23 protein-coding genes and 1 pseudogene are annotated in these 24,049 nt (G+C 72.4%); 8 read left to right on the top strand and 16 right to left on the bottom strand.

The window, feature by feature from the left end; all coding sequences use genetic code 11:
• Window positions 1-31 precede the first annotated feature (31 nt).
• The gene (locus ASC60_RS18945) at window positions 32-2,083 is read left to right on the top strand and encodes a phosphocholine-specific phospholipase C (RefSeq protein ID WP_055552387.1); all 2,052 of its coding nucleotides are present in this window, start codon (window positions 32-34) and stop codon (window positions 2,081-2,083) included.
• Between the two features lie 114 nt (window positions 2,084-2,197).
• Here ASC60_RS18945 and ASC60_RS18940 read toward each other — a convergent pair whose 3' ends face one another.
• Window positions 2,198-3,094 (bottom strand): AraC family transcriptional regulator, encoded by an 897-nt coding sequence (locus ASC60_RS18940; protein ID WP_055552385.1) that lies wholly within the window; start codon window positions 3,092-3,094, stop codon window positions 2,198-2,200.
• A gap of 128 nt (window positions 3,095-3,222) precedes the next feature.
• On the opposite strand from ASC60_RS18940, the gene ASC60_RS18935 reads away from it, so the two are divergent.
• The 3 genes from ASC60_RS18935 to ASC60_RS18925 are packed head-to-tail and all read left to right on the top strand — an operon-like array spanning window position 3,223 to window position 5,528.
• On the top strand, window positions 3,223-3,804 hold the full coding sequence (locus ASC60_RS18935) for a non-oxidative hydroxyarylic acid decarboxylases subunit B (protein ID WP_055552383.1): 582 nt from the start codon (window positions 3,223-3,225) through the stop codon (window positions 3,802-3,804).
• Between the two features lie 13 nt (window positions 3,805-3,817).
• Window positions 3,818-5,242, top strand: coding sequence for a non-oxidative hydroxyarylic acid decarboxylases subunit C (locus ASC60_RS18930; RefSeq protein WP_055552381.1), 1,425 nt, complete (start codon window positions 3,818-3,820; stop codon window positions 5,240-5,242).
• A gap of 37 nt (window positions 5,243-5,279) precedes the next feature.
• Entirely contained in the window at window positions 5,280-5,528 is a 249-nt protein-coding gene (locus tag ASC60_RS18925; protein ID WP_055552379.1) for a non-oxidative hydroxyarylic acid decarboxylases subunit D, read from the top strand.
• Window positions 5,529-5,551: 23 nt separating this feature from the next.
• Here the strand turns inward: ASC60_RS18925 and ASC60_RS18920 are convergent.
• The 3 genes and pseudogenes from ASC60_RS18920 to ASC60_RS18910 all read right to left on the bottom strand — a co-directional run.
• Window positions 5,552-5,860 (bottom strand): annotated as a pseudogene (locus tag ASC60_RS18920) (cytochrome P450); the annotation flags it as partial.
• Window positions 5,832-6,845, bottom strand: a complete 1,014-nt coding sequence (locus tag ASC60_RS41715; protein WP_304956794.1) for an ADP-dependent glucokinase/phosphofructokinase — start codon at window positions 6,843-6,845, stop codon at window positions 5,832-5,834. The pseudogene ASC60_RS18920 and the gene ASC60_RS41715, both read right to left, overlap by 29 nt.
• A 366-nt stretch (window positions 6,846-7,211) precedes the next feature.
• Entirely contained in the window at window positions 7,212-7,844 is a 633-nt protein-coding gene (locus ASC60_RS18910; protein WP_234357013.1) for a carbohydrate ABC transporter permease, read from the bottom strand.
• Between ASC60_RS18910 and ASC60_RS18905 the strand changes: the two genes are divergently transcribed.
• Entirely contained in the window at window positions 7,834-8,343 is a 510-nt protein-coding gene (locus tag ASC60_RS18905) for a DeoR/GlpR family DNA-binding transcription regulator (RefSeq protein WP_159043286.1), read from the top strand. The genes ASC60_RS18910 and ASC60_RS18905 overlap by 11 nt on opposite strands.
• 79 nt (window positions 8,344-8,422) lie before the next feature.
• Here the strand turns inward: ASC60_RS18905 and ASC60_RS18900 are convergent, their stop codons facing one another.
• Genes ASC60_RS18900 through solA form a run of 12 tightly spaced genes read right to left on the bottom strand, consistent with a single transcriptional unit; the run spans window position 8,423 to window position 21,450 of the window.
• Window positions 8,423-9,706, bottom strand: coding sequence for an FAD-binding oxidoreductase (locus ASC60_RS18900; protein WP_055552374.1), 1,284 nt, complete (start codon window positions 9,704-9,706; stop codon window positions 8,423-8,425).
• A gap of 11 nt (window positions 9,707-9,717) precedes the next feature.
• Window positions 9,718-10,383, bottom strand: a complete 666-nt coding sequence (locus ASC60_RS18895) for a haloacid dehalogenase type II (RefSeq protein WP_055552513.1) — start codon at window positions 10,381-10,383, stop codon at window positions 9,718-9,720.
• Between the two features lie 29 nt (window positions 10,384-10,412).
• On the bottom strand, window positions 10,413-11,348 hold the full coding sequence (locus ASC60_RS18890) for an aldo/keto reductase (protein ID WP_055552372.1): 936 nt from the start codon (window positions 11,346-11,348) through the stop codon (window positions 10,413-10,415).
• A complete protein-coding gene (locus tag ASC60_RS18885; RefSeq protein ID WP_055552370.1) occupies window positions 11,348-12,841 on the bottom strand; it encodes an aldehyde dehydrogenase family protein in 1,494 nt (497 codons plus the stop codon). Before ASC60_RS18885 ends, ASC60_RS18890 begins: the two co-directional genes overlap by 1 nt.
• Complete coding sequence (locus tag ASC60_RS18880) at window positions 12,838-13,812, bottom strand: succinylglutamate desuccinylase/aspartoacylase family protein (protein WP_055552368.1); 975 nt, start codon at window positions 13,810-13,812, stop codon at window positions 12,838-12,840. Before ASC60_RS18880 ends, ASC60_RS18885 begins: the two co-directional genes overlap by 4 nt.
• Window positions 13,813-13,853: 41 nt before the next feature.
• The gene (locus ASC60_RS18875; protein ID WP_055552366.1) at window positions 13,854-15,251 is read right to left on the bottom strand and encodes an aminotransferase class III-fold pyridoxal phosphate-dependent enzyme; all 1,398 of its coding nucleotides are present in this window, start codon (window positions 15,249-15,251) and stop codon (window positions 13,854-13,856) included.
• Window positions 15,248-16,111, bottom strand: a complete 864-nt coding sequence (locus ASC60_RS18870) for an ABC transporter permease (protein WP_055552364.1) — start codon at window positions 16,109-16,111, stop codon at window positions 15,248-15,250. The genes ASC60_RS18875 and ASC60_RS18870 overlap by 4 nt, the downstream gene beginning before the upstream one ends.
• Window positions 16,108-17,046, bottom strand: a complete 939-nt coding sequence (locus tag ASC60_RS18865; protein ID WP_055552362.1) for an ABC transporter permease — start codon at window positions 17,044-17,046, stop codon at window positions 16,108-16,110. The genes ASC60_RS18870 and ASC60_RS18865 overlap by 4 nt, the downstream gene beginning before the upstream one ends.
• A gap of 3 nt (window positions 17,047-17,049) precedes the next feature.
• Window positions 17,050-18,198: an ABC transporter ATP-binding protein gene (locus tag ASC60_RS18860; protein WP_370592933.1), complete on the bottom strand. Its 1,149-nt coding sequence runs from the start codon at window positions 18,196-18,198 to the stop codon at window positions 17,050-17,052.
• On the bottom strand, window positions 18,191-19,285 hold the full coding sequence (locus ASC60_RS18855) for an ABC transporter substrate-binding protein (protein WP_055552360.1): 1,095 nt from the start codon (window positions 19,283-19,285) through the stop codon (window positions 18,191-18,193). Before ASC60_RS18855 ends, ASC60_RS18860 begins: the two co-directional genes overlap by 8 nt.
• A complete protein-coding gene (locus ASC60_RS18850; protein WP_055552358.1) occupies window positions 19,285-20,295 on the bottom strand; it encodes a succinylglutamate desuccinylase/aspartoacylase family protein in 1,011 nt (336 codons plus the stop codon). Before ASC60_RS18850 ends, ASC60_RS18855 begins: the two co-directional genes overlap by 1 nt.
• Before the next feature lie 21 nt (window positions 20,296-20,316).
• Complete coding sequence (solA, locus tag ASC60_RS18845) at window positions 20,317-21,450, bottom strand: N-methyl-L-tryptophan oxidase (protein WP_079038472.1); 1,134 nt, start codon at window positions 21,448-21,450, stop codon at window positions 20,317-20,319.
• A 160-nt stretch (window positions 21,451-21,610) separates the two neighbouring features.
• Between solA and ASC60_RS18840 the strand changes: the two genes are divergently transcribed.
• The 3 genes from ASC60_RS18840 (at window position 21,611) to ASC60_RS42975 (ending at window position 23,986) form a co-directional block, all read left to right on the top strand.
• Window positions 21,611-22,354, top strand: a complete 744-nt coding sequence (locus tag ASC60_RS18840) for an IclR family transcriptional regulator (protein WP_055552355.1) — start codon at window positions 21,611-21,613, stop codon at window positions 22,352-22,354.
• Window positions 22,355-22,580: 226 nt separating this feature from the next.
• A complete protein-coding gene (locus tag ASC60_RS42980) occupies window positions 22,581-23,120 on the top strand; it encodes a hypothetical protein (RefSeq protein ID WP_055552353.1) in 540 nt (179 codons plus the stop codon).
• Complete coding sequence (locus tag ASC60_RS42975; RefSeq protein ID WP_234357012.1) at window positions 23,117-23,986, top strand: carbohydrate-binding protein; 870 nt, start codon at window positions 23,117-23,119, stop codon at window positions 23,984-23,986. The genes ASC60_RS42980 and ASC60_RS42975 overlap by 4 nt, the downstream gene beginning before the upstream one ends.
• Window positions 23,987-24,049: the final 63 nt, after the last annotated feature.

Raw genomic sequence — 24,049 nt, 5'->3', positions numbered from 1 at the left:
ACTTCGCCACGCCACAGGAGACCGGATTCTCATGACATCCATGGACCGTCGACGATTCATGCAACTGGCCGGTGCCACCACCGCCATGTCCCTGCTGTCCACGAGCATCGCCCGTGCCGCGGAGATACCGGCGAACCGCCGCACCGGCAGCCTGCGGGACATGGAGCACATCGTGGTCCTGATGCAGGAGAACCGCTCCTTCGACCACTACTTCGGCACCCTGCGCGGGGTGCGGGGATTCGGCGATCCGCGGCCGGTGAGCCTGCCCAGCGGCAAGACGGTGTGGCACCAGTCCGACGGCACGAGGGACATCCTGCCGTTCCGGCCCGACGCCGACGACCTGGGCCTGCGGTTCCTCCGGGACCTTCCGCACGGCTGGGGCGACACCCACACCGCGGTCAACGGCGGCGCGTACGACAAGTGGGTGCCCGCGAAGTCGGCCACGACGATGGCGTACCTGACCCGTGAGGACATCCCGTTCCACTACGCGCTGGCCGACGCGTTCACCATCTGCGACGCCTACCACTGCTCGTTCATGGGCTCCACCGACCCCAACCGCTACTACATGTGGACGGGTTACACCGGCAACGACGGGGCGGGCGGCGGCCCGGTGCTCGACAACGCGGAGGCCGGATACGGCTGGACGACGTATCCGGAGCGGCTGGAGAAGGCCGGGGTGTCCTGGAAGATCTACCAGGACATCGGCGACGGCCTGGACGCCAAGGGCGGCTGGGGCTGGATCGACGACGCCTTCCGGGGCAACTACGGCGACAACTCGCTGCTGTACTTCAACCAGTACCGCGACGCGACGCCCGGCAGCCCGCTCCACGACAAGGCCCGCACCGGCACCGACGCCCGGAAGGGCGAGGGCTACTTCGACCAGCTGACGGCGGACGTGAAGGCCGGGACGCTGCCCCAGGTGTCCTGGATCGCGGCGCCCGAGGCGTTCACCGAACACCCCAACTGGCCCGCCAACTACGGCGCCTGGTACCTGGCCCAGGTGCTGGACGCGCTGACCTCGAACCCCGAGGTGTGGAGCAGGACCGCGCTGTTCATCACGTACGACGAGAACGACGGCTTCTTCGACCACGTCGTGCCGCCGTACGCCCCCTCCCCCGGACGCGGCGCGTCGACCGTGACCACCTCCGGCGAGCTGTTCCCCGGCTCCTCCTCGCAAGCCCCCGGCGCGTACGGGCTGGGGCAGCGGGTCCCGATGCTCGTGGTGTCGCCGTGGAGCAAGGGCGGCTACGTGTGCTCGCAGACCCTCGACCACACCTCGATCCTGCGGTTCATCGAACGGCGGTTCGGTGTCGCGGAGCCCCACATCTCGCCGTGGCGGCGCGCGGTGTGCGGCGATCTGACCACGGCGTTCGACTTCGGACGCACCGACCCGAGCATGCCCGCCATGCCGGACACCAGCGGCTACCTCCCCAAGGACCACGACCGGCACCCCGACTACGTGCCCACGGTCCCCGCCGAACCCACCCTGCCCCGGCAGGAGTCCGGCCGGCGCCCCACCAGGCCGCTGCCGTACGACCTGTCCGCCGACGCCACCGCGGGCGACGGCACCCTCCGCGTCGACTTCGCCGCTCACGGCCGCGCGGGCGCCCACTTCCACGTCACCTCCCGGAGCCACCCGGGCGGCCCGTGGGGGTACACCGTCGAGGCGGGCAAGCGGCTGTCCGGCGAGTGGAGCGTGGCGCCCGGCCGGGCCGGCTACGACATCGAGGTGCACGGTCCGGACGGCTTCCAGCGGCGGTTCGCGGGGGCCCTCACCGGTGACGGCCCGCAGGTGAGCGCGCGCCACGACGGCAGGACCGGGCAGCTCAGGCTGACGCTCAGCAACCCGGGCCGCACCACGGTGCGGCTCACCGTCAGGGACGGACACCTGGACGGGCAGTCGGACACCTACCGGCTGCGCCCGGGCGCGCGGGTGACCCACACCGCGGATCTGCGCCGCAGCCACCAGTGGTACGACGTGACGGTGGTGTCCGACCACGACAGCACCTTCGTGCGGCGGCTCGCGGGCCATGTCGAGACGGGCCGGGCGGGCTTGAGCGACCCCGGGCTCGCCACCGGCTGAACCACCCCGCCCCCGGGCCCGCGCCATGGGCCCGGGGGTCCAGCCACCCGCCGAAGAGACGCGCCGCGAACTCACGGCTGAGGGGGCGCCCGGCCGAGCGGTTCCTTCCCGGTTTCAGGTCTGCGGGCCTCCGGCCCCCGAGGTGCGGGCCCGGAAGCCCGCCGGGGTCTCGCCCGCCCGGCGGCGGAAGAACTTGGTGAAGACGGTGGCGTCGGGGAAGCCGAGCCGTTCCCCGACGGCGGTGGCGGACAGTTCGGTGTGCACCAGCAGCCGCTTCGCCTCCAGCAGCACCCGGTCGTCGATGAACCGCTTGGCGCCGCACCCGACGGCGGCGCGGGTGGCCCGGGTGAGGGTGCGCACGCTGTAGCCCAGCCGTGCGGCGTAGTCCTCCACCCGGTGCGTACGGGCGAAGTCGCGCTCCACCGCATGGCGGAACCGCCGGAACGCCTCGCTGCCCGTGTCGCGGCCGTCCTCCGCGCCCGGCAGATGGGCCAGCCGCAGCACGAGCACGGCCACCAGGTGGCGCACCACCTCGATATGCGCCTCCAGGGGCCCGGCCATCGCCCGGTATGCGCCCTCCAGCAGGTCCCGGGCGGCCCGTACCATCTCCCCGGCCTCCCCCTCGGGGGTCAGCGGGGACTGCCACGCGTAGCCGTGCAGCCGGGCGGCCTCCGCGGTGGCGGCGTCCAGGTAGCCGGCCGGGAAGAGCACGACGGTGCCCTCGGCGGTGGCGAGGTCGGAGCGGAACTGGTGGATCTGGCCGGGGCGCACCCACATCCAGCTGCCCTCGGTCAGCTCGTGCTCGGTGAAGTCCACCGAGCAGCGCAGTACCCCGGAGCGCACGCTGATCAGCTGGTGGAAGGCGAGCCGCATCGGGGCGTAGGCGTCGAGGTCATGGCCGCGGGCGCGGGCGAGCAGCCCGGCGAAGTCGAGGACCGCCGCTCCCGGCGGGGCTCCCACGGAGGGCCGGAACGGAACCTCGGTGACCTCAGTGTGTCCGTTTCTGTCCATAGCGCGTCCTCAGTGTACGGCTGCGGCCCTTCCGGTGGCTTCTAGCGTGGAAGGCGAGCCGAGGGCGCGGTGACCGAAAGAGTCGGCGTCCGCCATTCCCGTGAGAGAGCCGAGGGGAGCGTACCGCCGTGCGATTGATCGTCGGTATGACAGGAGCGACGGGTGCCGTGTTCGGCATCCGGCTGCTGGAGGCGCTGGCCGAACTGCCCGATGTGGAAACCCATCTGGTGCTGAGCCGCTGGGCCCGGACCACGATCGAGCTGGAAACCGGCCGGTCCGCCCGCGAGGTGGCCGCGCTCGCCGACGAGACGCACTCCCCCGAGAACCAGGGCGCCGCGATCTCCTCCGGCTCCTTCCGGACCGACGGCATGATCATCGCGCCGTGCTCGATGAAGACCCTCGCCGGGATCCGCGCCGGATACGCCGAAGGGCTGGTCGCCCGGGCCGCCGACGTGGTCCTCAAGGAGCGGCGCAGGCTGGTCCTGCTGCCCCGGGAGACCCCGCTGAGCGACATCCACCTGGAGAACATGCTCGCGCTGTCCCGGATGGGGGTGCGGATGGTGCCGCCCATGCCCGCCTTCTACAACCACCCCGAGTCGGTGGACGACATCGTCGACCACATCACGGCCCGGCTGCTCGACCAGTTCGACCTGCCCGCGCCCACCGCCAAGCGCTGGGCAGGCATGCGCGCCGCGCGCGCCTCCGTGTAGAGAAGGAGTTCCCATGGCCTACGACGACCTCCGCGGCTTCCTCGACGCCCTTGAAAAGGAGGGCCAGTTGCTGCGCGTCCCCGACGAGGTGATGCCGGAGCCGGACATCGCCGCCGCCGCCAACGCCGCCCCGCGGCTGGGCGACCACGCCCCCGCGCTGTACTTCGACAACGTCAAGGGCTTCACCGACGCCCGCATCGCGCTCAACGTGCACGGCTCCTGGGCCAATCACGCGCTCGCCCTCGGCCTGCCCAAGGAGACCGGCACCAGGGAGCAGGTGGAGGAGTTCATCCGCCGCTGGGACACCTTCCCGGTCGCCCCGGAGTGGCGCGAGAACCCGCCGTGGGCCGAGAACACCCTGGAGGGCGAGGAGGCCGACATCTTCCGGGTGCTGCCGCTGATCCGGCTCAACGACGGTGACGGCGGCTTCTACATCGACAAGGCCGCGGTCGTCTCCAAGGACCCCGCCGACCCCGAGCACAGCGGCAAGCAGAACGTCGGCATCTACCGCATCGAGGTCAAGGGCAAGCGGCGGCTCGCGATCCAGCCGGTGCCGATGCACGACATCGCGCAGCATCTGCACACCGCCGAGGAGCGGGGCGAGGACCTGCCGGTGGCCATCACGCTCGGCAACGAACCGGTGATCTCCATCGTCGCCTCCACCCCCATGGAGTACGACCAGAACGAGTACGAGCTGGCCGGGGCGCTGCGCGGCGCGCCCGCCCCGGTGGCCAGGGCGCCGCTCACCGGGCTGCCGGTGCCGTGGGGCAGCGAAGTGGTCGTCGAAGGTGTCATCGAGGGCCGCAAGCGGGAGATCGAGGGCCCGTTCGGCGAGTTCACCGGGCACTACTCCGGCGGCCGCACCATGCCGGTCATCCGCATCGACCGGATCTCGTACCGCACGCACCCGGTCTTCGAACACCTCTACCTCGGCATGCCGTGGACCGAGGTGGACTACCTGATCGCCGCCAACACCTGCGTGCCGCTGTACAAGCAGCTCACCCGGGACTTCCCGGAGGTCCGGGCGGTCAACGCGATGTACACCCACGGGCTGGTCGTCATCGTCTCCACCAAGAAGCGGTACGGCGGTTTCGCCAAGGCCGTCGGCATGCGGGTGCTGACCACCCCGCACGGGCTCGGCTACGCCGCCACCGTGATCGTGGTGGACGAGGACGTCGACCCGTTCAACCTGCCGCAGGTGATGTGGGCGCTGTCCACCAAGATGAACCCGGACGGCGATCTGGTCCAGGTCCCGGGGCTCCCGGTGCTCGAACTGGCCCCGCAGGCCCGTACGCCCGGCATCACGGACAAGCTCGTCATCGACGCGACCACCCCCGTCTCCCCCGACAACCGCGGCAACTACGGCACCCAGGTGCGCGATCTGCCGGAGGCGGCCGAGTGGCTGACCCGGCTGCAGAAGCTCGCCGCCGCCCGCTGAACCACCGCCGTCCCCACACTCCACGGAAAGGACCGAGATGTCCGACACCCCTTCGCTGTGCCCGCGCTGCGCCCACGAGACGATCGAGCACATCTTCAGCTCGCCCGTCCCCGGGGTCTGGGAGGTGCTGCGGTGCGGGCGGTGCCTCTACATGTGGCGCACCAGCGAACCCGCCCGTCGCACCGGGCGCGACGCCTACCCCGAGCAGTTCATGATGACCCCCGAGGACATCGCCGCCGCGCCGGAGGTGCCCGCCGTGCCGCCGCTGCGGGCGGCCACGGCCTGAACGGGCTGAACGGGCTGAACGGGCTACCAGGTGACGGGGAGGGCGTGGACTCCGTAGATCACCGCGTCGTACTTGAAGGGCACCTTCTCCAGCTCCGTCGCCAGGCGCAGCGTGGGGACGCGGCGCAGCAGGGCCGGGTAGACCACCTGGAGTTCCATGCGGGCCAGCGGCTGGCCGAGGCAGTGATGGGTGCCCAGCCCGAAAGCCTGGTGGCCGCGGGCGTCGCGGGCGATGTCCAGCCGGTCCGGGTCGGGGAAGGCGGCAGGGTCCCGGTTGGCCAGTTCGCCGAGCAGGATCACGCCGTCACCGGCCCGGATGGTGCGCCCGGCGATCCCCGGGGCGGGACCGCGCGGGGACGCAGTCCGCGCGCAACCCCTCCCCCACCGGCCCGTCGGCCGGGCGGTCCTCGGTGTAGCCGGCCGCCGGTGGCGGCTCCGGGTCGGCGGCGGGGGCGCCGCCCGCGGCCCGCGCGGCGGCGAGCAGGCTGCCCGTCATCAGCGCGGTCCGCTGTTCGGTGGGGTCGCAGCGGTGGACGGCGAGCACCCAGCCGTCCGCGTGCACACACACCCGGTCCAGGTGGTACGCGGTGGCGAAGTCGGCCGCGGCGGCGACGGGCGTGGTACGGGCCGAGGGGCCGGCGAGCACGGCGAGTTCGGACAGGCTCATGCCCACGGAGTCGGCCAGCGGGGCGTACTCGTCGCATCCCGCGCGCAGTGCGCGGACGCTGGTGAACTCGGCGAGTTCGAGATGGATCAGCGGCAGTCCGGCGTCCCGCCAGGTACGCGCGACCCCGGTGAGCCAGGCCCGGTCGGCGGGCCCGGTGCCGTCCTCGGGCAGCCCGTTCATGCCGGACAGCAGCCCCGCCGCCGCGGTGCGGGCCAGTTCGCCGGAGCGGGCGGCGAACCATTCGTCGCGCTCGATCCCGTCGTCCATGAACCGCAGGATGATCCGGGAGGAGCGGGGCAGCCCGCCGGGCAGTCCGGGGGCCGGGGTGCCCGCGGCGAACTCCAGGACGGCGTGCGGCTGTTTGGGCGCACCACCGGTCGGCGCGTCGGCGCCGGTCAGCCGCCCGGCGGGGGCGGTGCCCGCGGCCGTGCACAGCGTCACGTCGGGGTGGAGCACCGCGAGCTGCTCGGCGCTGCGGTCGGCCAGCGGGACGACGCCGGGCGCGCCGAGCACGGCGAGCGCCCAGGCGGCCTGCGGTCCGGTGCCGCCGAGCTGCACCCGGTCGGGCGCGCCGAGCAGCGTGGCCACCCAGTCGGTGCCGCCGGGCCACGGCACGGCGATCTCGCCGCCGAGGACGACGGCGAGCACCATGCCCTTGCCGGGCACCGGCAGCCGGGCGAGCGCATAGGTGGCCAGGGCCGCCAGCAGCAGTCCGATCGTGGTCGCGGTGACCGTGACGATGACGCTGTTGACCAGGTACTTGCCGAACTCGTAGTCGCTGAAGACGGCCCGGTAGTGCTCCAGGGTGCCCGGGGCGGGCAGCCAGTGCGGGGTCACCGAGGACAGGTCGCGGTCCCGCTGGAAGGAGGTGCTGAGCTGCCACAGGAACGGTGCGACGGACCAGAGCACGACGGCGGCGACGGCCAGCCGGAACAGCGTCCGGCGGGTCAGGGCCCGGCGGCGGGCCCGGATGGCGGCGGGCGCGGCGGGGACGGGCACGGGGATGGCGGTCATGGCTCAGCCCTCCAGGGCGCGGTAGCGCCGGCTCAGGTAAGAGGCGAAGCCCGCGGCGATGAGCACTTCGGTGAGGAAGGCGGCGGTGGCGATCATCGAGCCGTAGCCCAGTTCGAGGCCGGAGAAGAGGGTCTTGTAGCCGAAGGTGGACAGCGTCTCGGTGGAGTCCGCCGGTCCGCCGCCGGTGAGGACGTACGGCAGGTCGAAGACGCGGAAGGCGTCGAGGACCCGGATGAGGGCGGCGATCAGCAGGGCGGGCGCGATCACCGGCAGGGTGAGGGAGCGGAAGGCGCGCCAGGGCGAGGCGCCGTCGATCTTCGCGGACTCGCCCAGTTCCTTCGGCACGGTCTGCAGCGCGGCGAGCACCAGCAGCGCCATGAACGGGGTGGTCTTCCAGACGTCGGCGAGGCCGATGGTGGGCAGGGCGGTGTGCGGATCGCCGAGGAAGTCGATGTAGCCGTCGGTCAGATGGAGGCGGGTCAGCAGGTAGTGGGCGACACCGGACTGGCCGTCGAAGATCCAGCCGAACATCCGCGAGGTGACGACGGTGGGGATGGCCCACGGGATGAGGACGGCGGCGCGGGCCCAGCCGCGGCCGCGGAAGGACACCGCCGCCGCCCGTCTGGTGCGGGACAACGAGACGCTGCTCGTCAACGGCGGCACCACGGTGCTCTCGGCGGTCGCCGCGCTCGGTAGCCACCGGGGGCTGACGATCGTCACCAACAATCTGCGGGTCCCGGGCATGGTCCCGGTTCAGGCGCTGCGCGATTTGTTCGTCCTCGGCGGCGGCTGCCGGACCTCCGCGCTGGTCACCATCGGCCCGATCCGCTTCCCCGACACCGCCGGGGTGAGCGCGGACACCGCCCTCATCGCGGTGGGCGGGGTCAGCGCCTCGGGGCTTTCGGTGTCCAGCATCCCGGAGGCGCAGATGATCCAGGAGATGATGGACTCCGCGTCCCGGGTCGTGGTGCTGGCGGACTCGGCCAAGTTCGAGCGCCGGGCGCTGGCCCGGATCTGCCCGCTCAGCCGCATCGACGTGCTGGTCAGCGAGCGCCCGCCGGGCGATGAGCTGGCCCGCGCCCTGGAGCGGGCCGAGGTCTCCCTCGCCGGTCCGTACCTCCCCGAAGACGGCTGACCCCGCCGGGCGCGCGGCGCGGCGGGGGGCCGGGGGGCCAAGGGTGCCCGGGATGTCCGGGGTCCGGGAGGCCCGGGGATCACATGAGCCGGTCCTTGGCCTTGTAGTACGCCCCGGCGAAGGGCAGGAACCAGGCCGTCCCGTTGTAGAAGGGCACCGGGATCTTCGGGAAGCCGATGCCGCGCAGCGGGTTGGCCTCCGGGTGGCCGTCCATCACCTCGGCCATGGCGCGCCCCATGTACGTGGCCATCTGGACGCCGTGGCCGCAGTACCCCATGGAGTAGTACACGCCCCCGGCCTGGCCCGCGTGCGGGACGCGGTCGTAGGAGAAGCCGACGCTCCCGCCCCATACGTAGTCGATGCCCACGCGGCTCAACTGCGGGAATATCTCCGCCATCTCGCGCTGGAGCACCGCGCCGCTGCGGCGGTCCGAGGCCGGGTCGGAGGGGGCGAAGCGGGCCCGGCCGCCGAAGGCGAGGCGGTTGTCGGGGGTGAGCCGGATGTAGTGGCCGATGTTCTTGGAGTCGACCACCAGCCGGGCCTTCGGGATGATCTCCCGGGCCAGTTCCTCGCCCAGCGGCTCGGTGACGATGACGAAGCTGCCGACGGACACCAGCCGCTTGCGGAACCACGGCAGCGACCGGTCGGTGTACGCGTCGGTGGCGGCCATCACCTGCTTCGCGCGGACGGTGCCGTGCAACGTCTCCACCAGGAAGGAGCCGTCCCGGGCGCGGGTCACGGCGGTGGCGGCGTTGCGCTCGTGGATCCGCGCCCCGGCCCGCTCGGCGGCCTCCGCGAGGCCGTGTACGTACTTGCCGACGTGCAATCCGGCGCTGAGCGGGTCCAGCAGGGCGCCGTGGTAGTAGTCCGAGCCGAGTTCGGCGCGCAGCTCCTCCCGGCTCAGCAGCACCGTGTCATGGCCGAAGTTCTCGGCCAGATCGCGCTGCTGGGCCTTCTTCTGCTCGAAGTGCTCGGGCTTGTACGCCACCCCGAGGCGGCCGCACCGGCTGAAGTCGCAGTCGATGCCCTCCTTCTCCGTCAGCTCCTCGACAATGTCGACCGCCTCGCGGAAGGCGTCGTACAGCTCGCGGGCGCGCGGCTGCCCGTAGCGCTTGCGCGCCTCGCCGGTGGAGATGGTGATGCCCTGGGTGCACATGCTGCCGTTGCGCCCCGAGGCACCGGAGCCGATCTTGTCCTTCTCCACGAGCAGCACCTCGGCGCCCTTGCGGGCACTGTGCAGGGCGGTGGACAGACCGGTGAGACCGCCGCCGATCACCGCCACGTCGACCGTGTCCGGCAGCTGCCTGCCCGAGCGGTCCGGAAACGGCGGGGCGGTGTCCAGCCAGTACGGGATCTGCTTCATCGGTCGGCTCCTCACACGCCCAGCAGGGCGGGCAGGCCGGACAGGTCCGACAGCTCGTCGTAGGGCTGGTAGGCGGTGCTGCCCCGGCGGCCGAACCGGTTGATCCACACCCGGCGGGCCAGACCCAGGTCACGCGTGGGGATCAGGTCGTATTCCCAGCCCTGGGCGGTGTGGATGACTTGCGACGGGTCGACACCGATGGTCTTGTAGGCGTACGCGAAGGTCTCCCGGGACGGCTTGTACGCCCCGGCCTGCTGGGCCGTGATCACATGGTCGAAGTCCACGCCGATGCGCTCGATGTTCCGCGCGATCAGGTCGTCGTTGGTGTTGGAGATGATGGCGATCTCATAACGGGACTTCAGGGCCCGCAGCGCGTCCGGCACCTCGGGGAAGGGCCCGAAGCCGGACACGGCCGCCACCAGGGCGTCGCCGTCGGAGGCGCGGAACTCCAGCCCGTGCAGCCGCATCGCCTTCTCCAGGCTGGAGTGCAACACCTCGTCGTACGGGCGGTAGGCCTCCAGGACGGCCTGGAAGCGCATCACCCGGAAGTTGTCGATGAACGTGTCCACATCCAGCCCGTCCAGATCGAGCCGGTCGCCGAGCGCCTGCAAAGTGGCCGGGACGAGCTCGAAGTCGACGAGGGTGCCATAGGCGTCGAAGGTCACTACCTGGCGCATGTTCTCCACCTCACTGGTTGTCATGTGTGTCAGACCACCCGTTCGCCGGGGGCCACGATGGTGTCGAGGGCGGCCAGATCGGCCGCGTCCGGTGTCCATGCGGCCGCCGCCGCGTTGGCGGTGGCCTGGTCCGGGGTCATCGCTCCGCAGATCACGGAGCCCACCCCGGGGAGTGCGGCGAGCCCGCCGACCGCCACCCGCAGCAGCGGCTGGCCGCGCTCGGCGCCGTAGGCGGTCAGCGCCTCGACCCGGTCGAGGGCCGCGTCGGTCAGCCACCCCTCCCGCCAGGACAGCCTGCTGCCCGGCGGCGGTGGTTCGCCACGCCGGTACTTGCCGCTGAGCAGGCCGTTGGCCAGCGGATAGTACGGCAGCAGCGCGGTGCCCAGCCGGGTGGCGGCGGGGGTCAGCGTGGTTTCGGCGGTGCGGTCCAGCAGGTGGTAGCGGACCTGGGTGGAGACGAACCCGGCCACCAGTTCCGGCCCGGTCATGTTGGAGCAGCCGTAGTGGCGCACCACGCCCTCGGCCACCAGTTCCTCCAGTGCGGCGACCGTCTCGGCGACCGGGGTGACGCCGTCCGGCTCGTGGTACTGGTACAGGTCGATGTAGTCGGTGCCGAGCCGCCGCAGCGACATCTCCACGGCGTGCCGGAGGTACGCCCGGCAGCCGCGCGGGCCGAAGCGGTCGTACTCCGGCCCCATGGCCATGCCGAACTTGGTGGCCAGCACGACCTGTTCGCGGTGGCCCTTGAGGGCCGCGCCGAGCAGCCGTTCGCTGTCGCCCGCCCGGCCGCCCTCGCCGTATCCGCCGTAGGTGTCGGCGGTGTCGAAGAGGGTGATGCCCGCGTCCAGCGCGGCGTGGACGACGGCCCGGGTGGCGTCCTCGTCCAGCCGTGAGCCGAAGTTGTTGCCGCCGAGGCCCACCACCGAGACGTGTGGCCCGGTGTCTCCGAGCCGCCGGTAGCGCATCAGCCCTCCCCCACGCCGGAAGCGCCGAAGCCGAGGCACACGTTCTTCAGCTGGGTGTAGCTGTCCAGGGCGGCCAGGCCCTTCTCGCGTCCCCAGCCGCTGTGCTTGTAGCCGCCGAAGGGCAGCTCCACCCCGGTGCCCACGCCCACCGCGTTGATGTTGACCTGCCCGGCCCGGATCCCGTCGGCGAGGCGCATCGCCGTGCCCAGGTCGCGGGTCCATACGTAGGAGGACAGGCCGTACGGGGTGTCGTTGGCGAGCGCGAGGGCTTCCGCCGCGTCATCGAACTCGATGACGGTGATGACCGGGCCGAAGATCTCCTCCTGGGCGGTGCGGGTGTCGTTGGTGAGCCCGGTGAGCACGGTCGGCTGGATGTAGTACCCGTCGGCGAGCGCCGGATCGGCCGGGCGGCCGCCCCCGGTACGGACCACGGCGCCCTCCTCGCGGGCCAGCCGCAGATAGCCCTCGACCCGGTCGCGCTGCCGGGCGGAGACCAGCGGGCCCACGTCCGGATCGGCCGGGCCCGGGCCCAGCCGCAGCGACGCGGCGTGGGCGACGAGCCGGGCGGTGAACTCCTCGGCGAATCCGTCGCCGCGCTGCAGCAGCAGCCGGGTACCGGCCGAACAGGTCTGCCCGGCGTTGCCGAACACCGAGCCCGCCACCGCGCCCAGCGCCAGATCCACGTCCGCGTCGGCGAACACCACGCTCGGGGACTTGCCGCCCAGCTCCACCACCGAGGGCACCACATTGGCGGCCGCGCTCCGGGCGACCGAGATGCCGGTGGTCACCGAGCCGGTGAAGGTGATCTGGTCGATGCCGGGGTGTCCGGCGAGGGCCGCGCCCGCCTCGCCGTCCCCCGGCACCACGTTGAGCACCCCGGGCGGCAGCCCGCACTCCAGGGCGACGCGGCCGATCTCCAGCGGCGTCAGGGGCGCCTCCGGGGACGGCTTGAGCACCACGGTGCAGCCCGCCGCGAGAGCGGGGGCGCTGCCCCGGGCGGTGTTCTGGAGCGGGTAGTTGAACGGGATGATCTGCCCGGAGACCCCGATGGGCTCGCGCACGGTGTAGTCCAGCAGCCCCGGGCCGAGGGGCACGGTCGTACCGCCCAGCTTGTCGGCGACGCCCGCGTAGAACTCGAAGTAGCGGGCGGCGGCCTCCACATCGGCCCGCGCCTGGCTCAGCGGCTTGCCCACGTCCCAGGACTCCAGCCGGGCCAGGGCGGCGGCCCGGGCGCGGATCTCGGAGGAGATCCGGTACAGCAGCCGGCCGCGGTCGGCGGGGCGCAGCCGCGCCCAGCCGGCGGACTCCAGGGCGGACCGGGCGGCGGCCACCGCCCGGTCCACATCCGCCCGGCCCGCCTTCGCCACCTCGGCGATCGGGGTGCCGTGGGCCGGGTCGAGGACGGTGAAGGTGGCGCCGTCCGCGGCGGGGGCGGGCTTGCCGTCGACGAGCAGTTCGGTGACGGGCTCGCCGGTCGCGGGCGCGTCCGTCATGGCCGGATCTCCCCCTCCACGGCGCCGAAGATGACCACCTCGTCGCCCGGGCGTACGGTACGGATCCGGCGCACCCACAGCACGATGCCGTCCCGCGGGGCGCGCACCTCCTCCAGGACGCTCCCGTAGTGGTCGGTGATGGTGCCGATCAGATCGCCCTCCTTGCACTGCTCGCCGGGGGCCGCGTGGCCGACGAAGAACCCGCCGTCCGCCGAGCGGGCGAAGGTGCCGCTCACCGCCGTGTAGCCGGTGCGCAGTTCGGCGTCGCCCTCGATCATGCCCAGGTGGCGCATGATGTTGCGCACCGATCCGATGTGCAGGTCGACGGTCTCCTCACGGTAGGTCCCCCCGCCCGCCTCGATGGTGATGGCGGGCTTGCCCGCCTGGAGGGTGGACAGCCGGGCCGTGCCGCCCCAGGAACCGCCCTTCCAGATCAGTTCGTGTCCGGCGGCGAGGCCGATGGAGGTGGCCAGCTCCTCGTAGCCGCCCTGGACGATGGTCAGCGAGGCGATCTCCCCGAAGGTGCCGCCGGTGTGCAGGTCCACCAGGGCGTCGATGGCGGGGATGACCTGGTCGACGAAGGCGGCGGCGAGCCGCAGCGAGTACGAGCCGTCCGCGTCGCCGGGGAAGATGCGGTTGAGGTTGGCGTGGTCCAGGCCACTGGCGCGGGCGGCGGCCTCGAAGGCCGGGGTGTTCACGCAGGGGATGCCGACGAGGGTGCCGCGCAGCGCCCGGGGGTCGGTGGTGGCGACGACGCGGCGGACGGCCTCCATGCCGTCGTATTCGTCGCCGTGGACGCCGCCGTCCACACACAGCACCGGGCCGGGCGCGGTGCCGTTGACGACGAGCAGCGGGATGCCGAGCTGGACGCCGTAGGAGTGGGCGCCGACCGGGATCAGTCCCTGGGCGCGCTCGCCTGGGGCGCAGGTCACCGGGCCGATGGTGTAGGGGGCGGTGTCGGTGGTCGTCATGGGCGGAAACCTCGTATCCGTGAGTGTCCGTGGCGTGCGGGTCAGGCGGTGGGGAGATGGGTGGTGGCCTCGTCGAGGGTGGCGCCGATGATGTCGACGACGCGGTCCAGCAGGTCGCGGTCGCTGATGAGCGGCGGCGCGATCTGCACGAGCGGGGCGGCGCGGTCGTAGACGCGGGCGAGCAGTCCGGCCTCGCGCAGCCGGCGCGGGATGAGGTCGCGTATGAGCGCGGCGCGCAGGGGCTCGCTGAAGGCGCCGCGCTCGCCGTCCCCGGCGAGTTCGATGGCGTGGAAGAAGCCCTCGCCGCGGATGTCGGCGACGATCGGCAGTGCGCTCAGCTCGGCCAGCCGTTTGGCGAGGTGGTCCTGGCCGCCGCGGACGCCGGCGAGGATTCCGTCGCGTTCGATGATCTCGATGCTGCGCAGGGCGATGGCCGCGCACAGCGGATGTCCGCCGAAGGTGTAGCCGTGGTTGAGGACCTCGCCGGGGCGGTTGAGGACATCGGCCACCCGCGTGCTGATCATGGTGGCGCCCATCGGGGCGTAGCCCGCGGTCAGCCCCTTGGCGAGGGTGATGAGGTCGGGGCGGGCGCCGTAGCGGTCGCCGCCGAACCATTCGCCGAGCCGCCCGAAGGCGGTGATCACCTCGTCGGCGGCGAGCAGGAAGCCGTACCGGTCGGCGAGGCGCCTGAGCCCCTGCCAGTACCCGGCGGGCGGGGGGATGCAGCCGCCGCGGTTCTGCACGGGTTCGGCGATGAGCATGGCGACGGTCTCCGGGCCCTCGTCCAGGAGCGCCGCTTCCACGTCGGTGAGGAGGAGTTCGGTGAACGCGGCGTCGTCGAGCGGTTCGGGCAGCCGGCCGCGGTTGGTGTCGGCGATGAACCGGGTGGTGACGGCCGGGGGGCCGTACGGCTGGGTGAGGCCGGGGTCGTCGGTGAACGACAGGGCGCCGAGAGTGAGCCCGTGGTAGGCGCCGCGGCGGGCGATGGCCTTGGTGCGGCCCGGTTCGCCGCGCAGCGCGTGGTATTTGCGGGCGATCTTCCAGGCGGTTTCCACGGCTTCGGCGCCGCCGCCGCTGAAGAAGGTGTAGGCGACGCCCTCGGGGGCGAGATCGGCGAGCCGGTCGGCGAGGGCGAGCGCGGTGGGGTGGGCGGAGCTGGACCACAGCGGGCTGTAGCACAGCTCGCCGAGCTGCCGGCGGGCCGCTTCGGCGAACTCGGCGGCGTAGCCGTAGCCGAGCTGGGCGCAGTACAGGCCGGACAGCCCGTCGATGTAGCGGCGCCCGTCGGCGTCGTGGACGTACGGGCCCTCGCCGCGGGTGACGACGAACAGATCGCGGCCCGGGGCACCGATCGATCCGTTGGCGGTCATGTTGAGCAGCAGATGCCGCTCCGCGATGGCGGGACCGGTGGCGGTGGGGAGGGCTTCGGTGCTGGTCATACGGCGTCGCCTCCGGGGGCGAGTCCGGCGGTGTTCTCCACCGACAGCAGCGCGTGCTGCCGCCCCGAGCCGATCCAGCGCACCAGGCCCACCAGGACGAGCGCGAGCACCGCGATGGCGATGAGCACGGCACTGACCGCGGTCACGCTCGGGTCGACGTCGTAGGAGAGGGCGTTGAAGACCTGCACGGGCAGGGTCACGGTGGTGGCGGAGGACAGGAACTGGGAGATGAAGAACTCGTCGAAGCTGGTGATGAAGGAGAAGATGGCGGCCGCGACGATGCCGGGCGCGGCCAGCGGGAAGGTGATCCGGCGGGCCACGGTGAGCCGCCCCGCGCCCATGCTGGCGGCGGCGTCCTCCAGCCGTTCGTCGATGCCGCGCAGGGTGGCCACCAGGATCATCACCGCGATGGGCGAGGCCAGGACGGTGTGGCCGAGCGCGATGGCGATGGGGCTGCCGAGCATCGAGGCGGGCTCGAAGAGCAGGAACAGCCCGAGCGCGGTGACGACCTGCGGGATCAGCAGCGGGCCGAGGACGAGGGCGTACACCGCGGAGCGCAGCGGCAGTTCGCTGCGGGTGAGCGCGGTGGCCGCGGTGATGCCGAGGATCACCGAGAACACGGTGGTGATGGAGGCCACCAGGACGCTGAGCGACAGCGCGGCGGGCCACTTGCTTCCGTCGGCGAAGAGCGCCCGGTACCAGCCGAGGGTCCAGCTGCTGGGCGGGAACGTTCCGAAGGCGTCGGCGCCGAAGGACGTGACGACGATGACGATGATCGGCAGGGCCAGGAAGAGCAGGATGAGGGTGGCGGCGACGGTGAGCGCGATCCGTCCGGTCCAGGTGCCGCGCAGTCCGGTCATGACGTGCTCCTCTTCCGCGCGCCCGCGCCGATGGACCGGGCCGTCTTGAGCAGCAGCAGTCCGGCGAAGGTGATGAGCAGCAGGACGACGCCCTGGGCGGCCGCGCCGTTCCACTGGTCCTGCTTCATCACCTGGTCGTTGATGAGGGAGGCCACCATCGTCTGCTTGGTGCCGCCCATCAGCGCGGGGGTGATGTAGTAGCCGAGGCACAGGATGAAGCTGAGCAGTCCGGCGCTGGCCAGGCCCGGGGCGACGAGCGGCAGGTAGACGCGGACGAAGATGCGCACCCGCCCGGCGCCCATGCTGGCCGCGGCGGCGAGCAGCCGCCGGTCGACGCCGCGCATCACGCCGTACAGCAGCAGGACGGTGTACGGGAGCATCACGGCGGTGGTGCCGATGACCACGCCGGTCTCGTTGTAGAGCATCCGGAACGGGGTGCCGGGCACCTTGAGGCCGGTGAGGGTCTGGTTGGCCAGGCCGTGGTCGCCGAGCAGGATGATCCAGCCGTAGGTGCGGACCAGGGCGCTGATGAAGTGCGGGACGACGACGATCAGCATGACGAGTCCGGCCCAGATCGGCCGCAGCCGGGAGAGCGCGTTGGCGAGGACGAAGCCGACGACGAGGGCGAGCAGAGACGTTTCTGCGGAGATCCGCAGGGTGGTGAGGAGCACCGAGAGGCTGGCGCCGCTGAGGGCGGCGGCGTACCAGTGCAGGGTGAGGGAGCCGTCGGCGTTCTTGAGGCTGAGCAGCAGGGTGCCGAGGATGGGGAAGACGAAGAGGACGAGCAGGTAGAGGACGATCGGCGAGGCGTTGAGCAGGCCGACGCGGGCCCTGCGGGTGCCCACCAGCCGGTGGCGCAGCCCCCGGGGGCGGCTCGGCTTGGGGGCGCTGTGGGGGCGTACGGGCGCGGCGGGGCGTACCAGGGATCCGGCCATGGCTCAGCCTTCCCGCTCTGCCGGGAAGACGTTGATGTCCTCGGCGTCGGCGGTCAGTCCGACCCGCTCGCCGGTGACGGGGGCGCGGCCGGCGGGCACTTCGAGGCGCAGCAGCGCGGTGTCCTCGGCGATGCGCACTCCGGTGCGGACGAGGGTGCCGACATAGGTGACGGTTTCCACGGTGCCGGTGCAGAAGCCCTGTTCGGGGGCGCAGATACGGAGTCGTCCGGGCTGTACGGCGGCCTGGACCGGGTGGCCGGGGCGGATGGGGTGGGGGCGCGCGGTGAGCAGTCCGCCGTGGTCGAGGCGGACCAGGGTGGCGTTGTCGTCGCCCTTCATCACCCGGCCGGGGAGGAAGTTGGCGGCGCCGAGGAAGTCGGCGACGAACGGGGTCCGGGGACGCTCGAAGAGTTCGCGCGGGGTGTCGAACTGGTCGATGCCGCCGTCCCGCATCACCGCGATGCGGTCGGAGAGGACCAGCGCCTCTTCCTGGTCGTGCGTCACGTAGATGACGGTGAGGCCGAGTTCGCGCTGGATGGCCTTGATCTCGATCTGGAGCTGGTCGCGGAGCTTCTTGTCGAGCGCGCCGAGCGGTTCGTCCATGAGGATCACCGGCGGGCGGTAGATCAGCGCCCGGCACAGGGCGACGCGCTGCTGCTGTCCCCCCGACAGCTCGCGCGGGCGGCGCCCGGCGAACCCGGCCATGCCCGCCATCTCCAGGGCCTCGTGCACCCGCGTACGGATCTCGGCCTTGGGCACGCCGCGCAGTTGCAGCGGAAAGGCGAGGTTTTCGCCGACGGTCATGTGCGGGAACAGCAGGTACTGCTGGAAGACGAAGCCGAAGCCGCGCTTTTGCGGGGCGAGCCGGGTGACGTCGCGTCCGCCGACGGTGACGGTGCCCGCGTCGGGTTCGACGAATCCGGCGACCATCATCAAGGTGGTGGTCTTGCCGGAGCCGGAGGGGCCGAGGAAGGTGACGAACTCCCCCGCCGCTATCTCCATCGAGGCGGAGTCCACGGCCACGGCGCCGGCGTAGGACTTGTGGAGCCCCACGATGGACAGGGCCTTGCCGGTGGGCGATGCCTGCGCGGTCGCGGCGGTCATGGCGGGTGCGGGGCCTTGTGCGGGGTCGGCGATGTGGAGGTCAGGCACGGGACCACTCCAGCCAGCGCTTGTTGACGGCGTCCTCGTTTTTGATCCACCAGGCGACGTCCAGGTCGAAGCCGGAGTCCAGGTGGGCGGGCGAGCTGGGCAGATTGGCCTTGATGCCGGCGGAGAGGTGGTCGTAGGCGGACGGCACGACCGGGCCCATCGGGTAGATCCTGGCGAACGCGGCCTGGATGTCGGGCCGCAGCGAGAAGTCGATGAGCTGGTAGGCGGCGTCGGTCTTGTCGGTGCCCTTCGGGATGCCCCAGCCGTTGGACTGCCTGCGGGCGCCGTTCCACTGGTACGCCATCGGGCTGCCGCCCTTGATCAGCGCGTCCAGCCGGCCCTGCCAGACGCTGGTCATCACCACTTCCTTGCGGCCGAGCAGCACTCCGGGGAGCGCCCCGGTGTCCCAGTACTTCTTCACCGATCCCTTGATCCGGTCCATGGACTTGAACGCGCGGTCCACATCGAGCGGGTAGAGCTTGTCCATCGGCACGCCGTCGGCGAGCAGGGCGAATTCCAGCTCGGGCAGGTCGGCGTCCTGGTTCTGCAGGGAGCGGCTGCCGGGGAACTTCCTGGTGTCCCAGAAGTCCGCCCAGGAGGCGGGCTTGCGGCCGCCGAAGGCGTCGGTGCGGTAGGCCATGACGCTGGCCCAGTAGTTCTTGCCGATCGCGTAGTCGGTGACGAGCCCGCTCGCGACCCGGGCCTTCTTGAAGTTCTTCAGCCGGTCGTGCTCCAGCGTCTGCAGGGCGCCCTGCTGTCCCAGCTTCATGAAGTCGGCCATCGAGTCGTCGATGACGTCGAACTGCGGCCTGCCCTGCTTGATCTGGGCGAGCATCTGGGCGTACTGGATGTTGACGACCCGGATGGAGATGCCGGTCTCCTTGGTGAAGGCGTCGTACAGCGCCTTCTGGTTGGCGTCCCCGTAGGTGCCACCGCTGTTGCGGACGGTGAGGGTCTTCTTGCCGCCGCCGCTGTCGGCGCGGCTGGTGCCGGTGCCGCAGGCGGCCAGCGACGGCAGGGCGGCGACGGCGGCGAGGCCACCGGCCCCGCGCAGCAGGGCTCTGCGTCCGATCAGGGGATCTCTCATCACTGCACCTCCGGGTTGTGCGGGTCGGGCGGGTCGGGCTGGGTCGCGGTGTACGGGGTGGCGATGGCGGCCAGTTCGGCGCCGGTGGCGACGGGGAGGCCGTGCATCCCGTAGAAGAGGCGGCCGGTGGCGGGCGCGGTGACCTTGTGCTCCCGGCCGTCGGCGGGGTCGACGAGGCGGCCGAGGCTCTGGCCCTCGGCCACGTCCTCGCCGCGGCCGGTCTCCGGGTACCACAGCCCGGTGGCCGGGGAGGCCACGGACGCGGCCCACACCCACTCCCGGGTGGGACGCGGCTGGGGGTCCGGCAGCGGGTCGAGGGTGCCGAGGTGGCGCAGCAGCCGGAAGAGGCCGTCGAGCAGGGTGGCCGTGGTGGCGGGGTCGCGGTCGCCGAGCTGGCCGGTCTCGATGAGGATGGCGGGCACGCCCCGGCGGGCGGCGGCGGCGTGGCTGTTGCCGCCGGTGGCGTCGGTACCGAGGACGACGTCCGGGTAGCCGACGGCGTGGGCCATGCCGCGGGCCGTGGCGTCCAGGGCGGCGTCGCCGGTGAGCCGGTAGCCGACGAAGTCGGTCAGGGTCTCGTCGATGCCGCCGCTGTGCAGGTCGGCGTAGGCGTCCGCGCCCGGCAGCAGATGGGCGAAGAGCCAGGCGGCCAGCCGTTCGGTGGGCCCGCCGTCCGGGTCGCCGGGGAAGACCCGGTTGATGTTGACGCCGTCCAGCGGGGAGGTGCCCAGCCGGCCCTGGTAGACGGCCGGGGGGTTGGCGACGGGGCAGAGCACGACCTGTCCGCGCACCTCCTCGGGGGTCAGCAGAGCGGCCAGCCGCGCGGCGGCGTCGACACCGGCGAACTCGCCACCGTGCACCCCGCCGGTGAGCACGACCCGGGGGCCGGGGCGGACGCCGTCGACCAGGGTGACCGGGAGGCCGGCGGTGACCGGGCCGAGGTCCACCGGGACGGTGCCCCGGACCTTGCGGCCGGTGTCGGCGGTCAGCGGACCGACGGTCAGTGTCATCTGATGCCTTCCGTGGAGGGGTCAGGCCGCGGTGCGGCCGCGCGTGGACAGGAAGTCGATGGGCTGGAGGGTGTCGCCGTCCAGCGCGAGGTCGGCCGCGATGTCGCCCATGGCGGGCGAGAGCTTGAAGCCGTGCCCGGAGAATCCGGCCAGCAGCACGATGTCCTCGCAATCGGGCAGCGGGCCGACCAGCGGACGGCTGCTCTCGGTGTAGCCCTCCATGAACACCGACAGCCGCACCGGGTCGGGGTGCAGGTCGGGCATGTGGCGGCGGGTCAGCTCGGTGAAGACGGCCAGTTCCTCCGGTGCCACGGTGCGGTCCAGCCGCTGCGGGTCGGGCACGGCGCGGTGCAGGGCACGGGACAGGCCGAGCTTGACCGAGATGCCGTCGGGTGAGGGCAGCCCGTAGCAGTGGGTGGGCGCGGTGCGGATGAAGGCGGGCGCCTCGGCGCCGTGCCAGTCGTGGGCGGTGGGCAGGAACCAGGCGTTGATCAGCCGCCGGATGTCCACCTCCCACTCCAGGTCCGGCAGCAGTTCGTTGACCCAGGGGCCGACGGTGACCACGGCGGCGTCGAAGTGCTCGGTGCCCTGGTCGGTGGTCACCGCCACTCCGCTGCCCGCGGGGGCCACTTCCCGCACCGGTGTGTAGCGGTGCAGCCGGGCGCCCAGCCGCTCGGCGCGGGCGGCCGCGGTGTGCACGGTCAGCTCGGGGCGCAGCAGGCCCGCGTTGCGGTCCAGTACGGCGGCGTCGCCGTCCTCGACGCGGAACTGGGGGAAGCGCTTGGCCAGCGCGTCCGCGTCCAGCACCTCGTGGTCGAGGCCGTGTTCCGCGATGGATTCCAGGACCGTCCTCATCTGCTGGTGGCCGGTCGGGCCCATGAGCAGACATCCGGTGAGCCGGCGCAGCTCGCGGCCGGTCTCCCGCTGCAGCTCCTGCCACAGGGCGTCGGCGTGGCGCAGCAGCGGTACGTAGCGGGAGTCCTCGAAGTGGGCGCTGCGGAAGATCCGGGTCTCGCCGCCCGCCGCGCTCCGGTCGTGGCCGGGGGCGTACCGGTCGTAGCCGGTCACCTCCGCGCCCCGGGAGGCCAGCCGCCACATGGCCTGACTGCCCATGGTCCCGGTGCCGACGACCGCTACCCGCTTCCTCGTTGCCACGGATGCCTCCTGGGGTGGGAGAAGAGGTTTCCCAGACGGCCTGTTCCACAATGTGGCATGCCGTGCTAGATTGCAGCATCAATGTCGCAGCGCTCCAGGGACCGGTCAAGGGCTCACGCAGCGAAAAAATCCAGAACCCGGTGGGGGAAACCCGATGGAAATGAAGAGCGTGATCCGCAGCCTTCGGATCCTCGAAGCGGTCGCCCAGCACCAGCCGGTGACCGTCGGCGAGCTGACGAAGATCTTCGGACTGCCCAAGTCGACCGTGCAGCGCACGCTGGTGACGCTCAACGAGGCGGGCTGGCTGCGCGCCAGCCGGGGCGACACCACGCGCTGGGAGGTCGGCGCCCGGGTGCTCGCGGTCCGCCCGGCGGCGCACCAGGGGTCGAGCCTGTTCGCCGCGGCGCGTGAGCCGATGTGCCGGCTGCGCGACGCGGTCGACGAGACCATCCACCTGTCCGTCCCGGACGGGCTGCGCTGCATGGTCATGGTCGACCGGGTCGACTGCACCCAGGCGGTGCGCACCTACCATCAGGTCGGCGACACCTCGCCGATGCACGCCACGGCCACCGGCCACGCGGTCCTCGCCCTTCTCCCCGCCGACGAGGTCGACGAGGTCATCGCGGACGGCCTGGCCCGCTACGGGGACGCCACCATCACCGATCCGCACGACCTGCGCGCGGAACTGGAGCGGGTCCGGCGGGACGGGTATGCCGTCAACCGCAATCAGTACCTGCCCGACGTCTGCGCCATCGCCGCGCCGATCGTCGCGGGGAGCGGAGCCCCGGTGGCCACCGTCGCCATCTCCATGCCCGACTCCCGCTACGACCCGCACGAGGTGGACCGGTGGGGGCGGCTGGTGGCCGACACCGCGGCGGAGATCAGCGCCCGCCGTTTCGAGTGATGTCCATGATGTCCGTGATGCCGGCAGACATCCGGGCCATATTCGGCGAGCGAATACCTCTTTGTCAATGAGTCGATTTATCGAAAGAGGCCGCAAGGGACGCCAAGAGACATCGGATCTGTCGTGCGGAATTTCCGCGCACCCTGCCTAGAATCCGCCTCTTTCCGTTGACCTCATCCGATGTTTCTCCTAGGTTTCGGTCGACCCTGAACTCTGGAGGCGGTAGATGAGATCCACGCTCAGGCGCATTTCCACGGCCGCCGTCGCGGCCATGGCCGTCCTCACCGCGGCGCTGCCGGGCACCGCGACGGCGCGGGGAGGGCCGGGGCAGCAGGGGCGTACGTACCACGTCGCCACCTGGGGCTCCGACCGGGACGGCGGCAGCGAGCGCCATCCCCTGCGCACCATCGGCCGCTGCACCGACCTGGTCCGGCCCGGGGACACCTGCCTGATCCACCGCGGCGACTACCGCGAGCGGGTCGCCCCGCCCTCGGGCCGCGCGGGCGCCCCGATCACCCTCGCGGCGTACGGGGACGGACCTGTCACCGTCGACGGGACGCGGACCGTGACCGGCTGGAAGGACGCGGGCGGCGGTCTGGTGGCCGCCGATGCCGGCCGATCTCCGGACCGGGCGATCCGGCCCCCGTCGTCCGCAACAACCTCCTGCCACCGGCCGATCCGCGGTACACCGACACCCGCAACGGCGAGCTGTGGCCGCGCGCCGGATCCCCCGCCATCGACGCGGGCGAGACGGTGGACGGGGTGACCACCGGGGTGCGGGGCGCCGGTCCCGATCAGGGCGCGTACGAGTACGGGGCGCCCATCTGGTCGGCCGGATGCGACCTGCCGGGGTGTGAGTCGCGGGTGCGCAACGACGGCTGGAAGGCCACGTTCTCCGGCGGCGGTGACGCCTCCGCCGCCGTCGACGGCGTACAGACCACCCAGTGGCGGCCGGACGCCGCCCAGGCCGCCGGGCAGTCGCTGACCCTGGACCTGGGCGCGGCGAAGACCTTCTCCCGGCTGGCGATCGACGCCGGACTGGACGCCACGGGCCACCCCTACGGCTTCACGGTGTCCGTCAGCCGCGACGGCCGCGACTGGGGCTCCCCCGTCGCCCGCGTCGCGGGCCGCTCCTTCACCCAGGACGCGGTCTTCGCACAGCGCACGGCCCGCTATGTGCGGATCGAGCTGACCGCCGCCGGTGACGTGCCATGGGCGGTGAACGAGATCCGGCTGTACGCGGACGGGCCGGACGCCGCCGCTACGCTGCAGGCCGAACGGGCGCAGGTGGTGCGCGGTGGCGAACGCGGCGACGCGGCCACCGGCGTGCTGGGCTCCGGCGGTCTGATCGGCTTCCGTCAGGTCTCGTTCGGCGCGGACGCCCCCGGCCGGCTGACGGTGCGGATGGCGTCGGCGGGCTGCGGCGGCGGCTGTGTGCTGCGACTGCGGCTGGACGGCCCCGAGGGCCGCGTGGCGGCGACGCTGCCGGTGCCGGACACGGGCGGCGCGGACCAGTGGCGGGAGCGGTCGGTGCGGCTCGCGCGCGCGGTGACGGGCACCCATGATGTGTACCTCGTCGCTTCGGGTGCGCGGAAGGTGGCCGCGGTGGACTGGCTGACCGTGCGCGACTGAGACCGAGCTTCGCCCCAGCTGGAGCGCCTTTGGCCGTTCAACGGCGGCCGAGGCGCTCCAGCC

The organism is Streptomyces sp. NBRC 110028 (genome assembly GCF_001417735.1).
Taxonomy (GTDB): Bacteria; Actinomycetota; Actinomycetes; order Streptomycetales; family Streptomycetaceae; genus Streptomyces.
The sequence above is the reverse complement of the archived record's forward strand: the minus strand, read 5'-3'. Positions and strand labels throughout refer to the sequence as shown.

Coding starts and splice junctions, on each gene's coding strand:
- ASC60_RS18945 (WP_055552387.1), top strand. CDS start 32: ATGACATCCATGGACCGTCGACGATTCATGCAACTGGCCGGTGCCACC.
- ASC60_RS18940 (WP_055552385.1), bottom strand. CDS start 3,094: ATGGACAGAAACGGACACACTGAGGTCACCGAGGTTCCGTTCCGGCCC.
- ASC60_RS18930 (WP_055552381.1), top strand. CDS start 3,818: ATGGCCTACGACGACCTCCGCGGCTTCCTCGACGCCCTTGAAAAGGAG.
- ASC60_RS18925 (WP_055552379.1), top strand. CDS start 5,280: ATGTCCGACACCCCTTCGCTGTGCCCGCGCTGCGCCCACGAGACGATC.
- ASC60_RS41715 (WP_304956794.1), bottom strand. CDS start 6,845: ATGGTGCTCGCCGTCGTCCTCGGCGGCGAGATCGCCGTGCCGTGGCCC.
- ASC60_RS18900 (WP_055552374.1), bottom strand. CDS start 9,706: ATGAAGCAGATCCCGTACTGGCTGGACACCGCCCCGCCGTTTCCGGAC.
- ASC60_RS18895 (WP_055552513.1), bottom strand. CDS start 10,383: ATGCGCCAGGTAGTGACCTTCGACGCCTATGGCACCCTCGTCGACTTC.
- ASC60_RS18890 (WP_055552372.1), bottom strand. CDS start 11,348: ATGCGCTACCGGCGGCTCGGAGACACCGGGCCACACGTCTCGGTGGTG.
- ASC60_RS18885 (WP_055552370.1), bottom strand. CDS start 12,841: ATGACGGACGCGCCCGCGACCGGCGAGCCCGTCACCGAACTGCTCGTC.
- ASC60_RS18880 (WP_055552368.1), bottom strand. CDS start 13,812: ATGACGACCACCGACACCGCCCCCTACACCATCGGCCCGGTGACCTGC.
- ASC60_RS18875 (WP_055552366.1), bottom strand. CDS start 15,251: ATGACCAGCACCGAAGCCCTCCCCACCGCCACCGGTCCCGCCATCGCG.
- ASC60_RS18870 (WP_055552364.1), bottom strand. CDS start 16,111: ATGACCGGACTGCGCGGCACCTGGACCGGACGGATCGCGCTCACCGTC.
- ASC60_RS18865 (WP_055552362.1), bottom strand. CDS start 17,046: ATGGCCGGATCCCTGGTACGCCCCGCCGCGCCCGTACGCCCCCACAGC.
- ASC60_RS18855 (WP_055552360.1), bottom strand. CDS start 19,285: ATGAGAGATCCCCTGATCGGACGCAGAGCCCTGCTGCGCGGGGCCGGT.
- ASC60_RS18850 (WP_055552358.1), bottom strand. CDS start 20,295: ATGACACTGACCGTCGGTCCGCTGACCGCCGACACCGGCCGCAAGGTC.
- ASC60_RS18840 (WP_055552355.1), top strand. CDS start 21,611: ATGAAGAGCGTGATCCGCAGCCTTCGGATCCTCGAAGCGGTCGCCCAG.
- ASC60_RS42980 (WP_055552353.1), top strand. CDS start 22,581: ATGAGATCCACGCTCAGGCGCATTTCCACGGCCGCCGTCGCGGCCATG.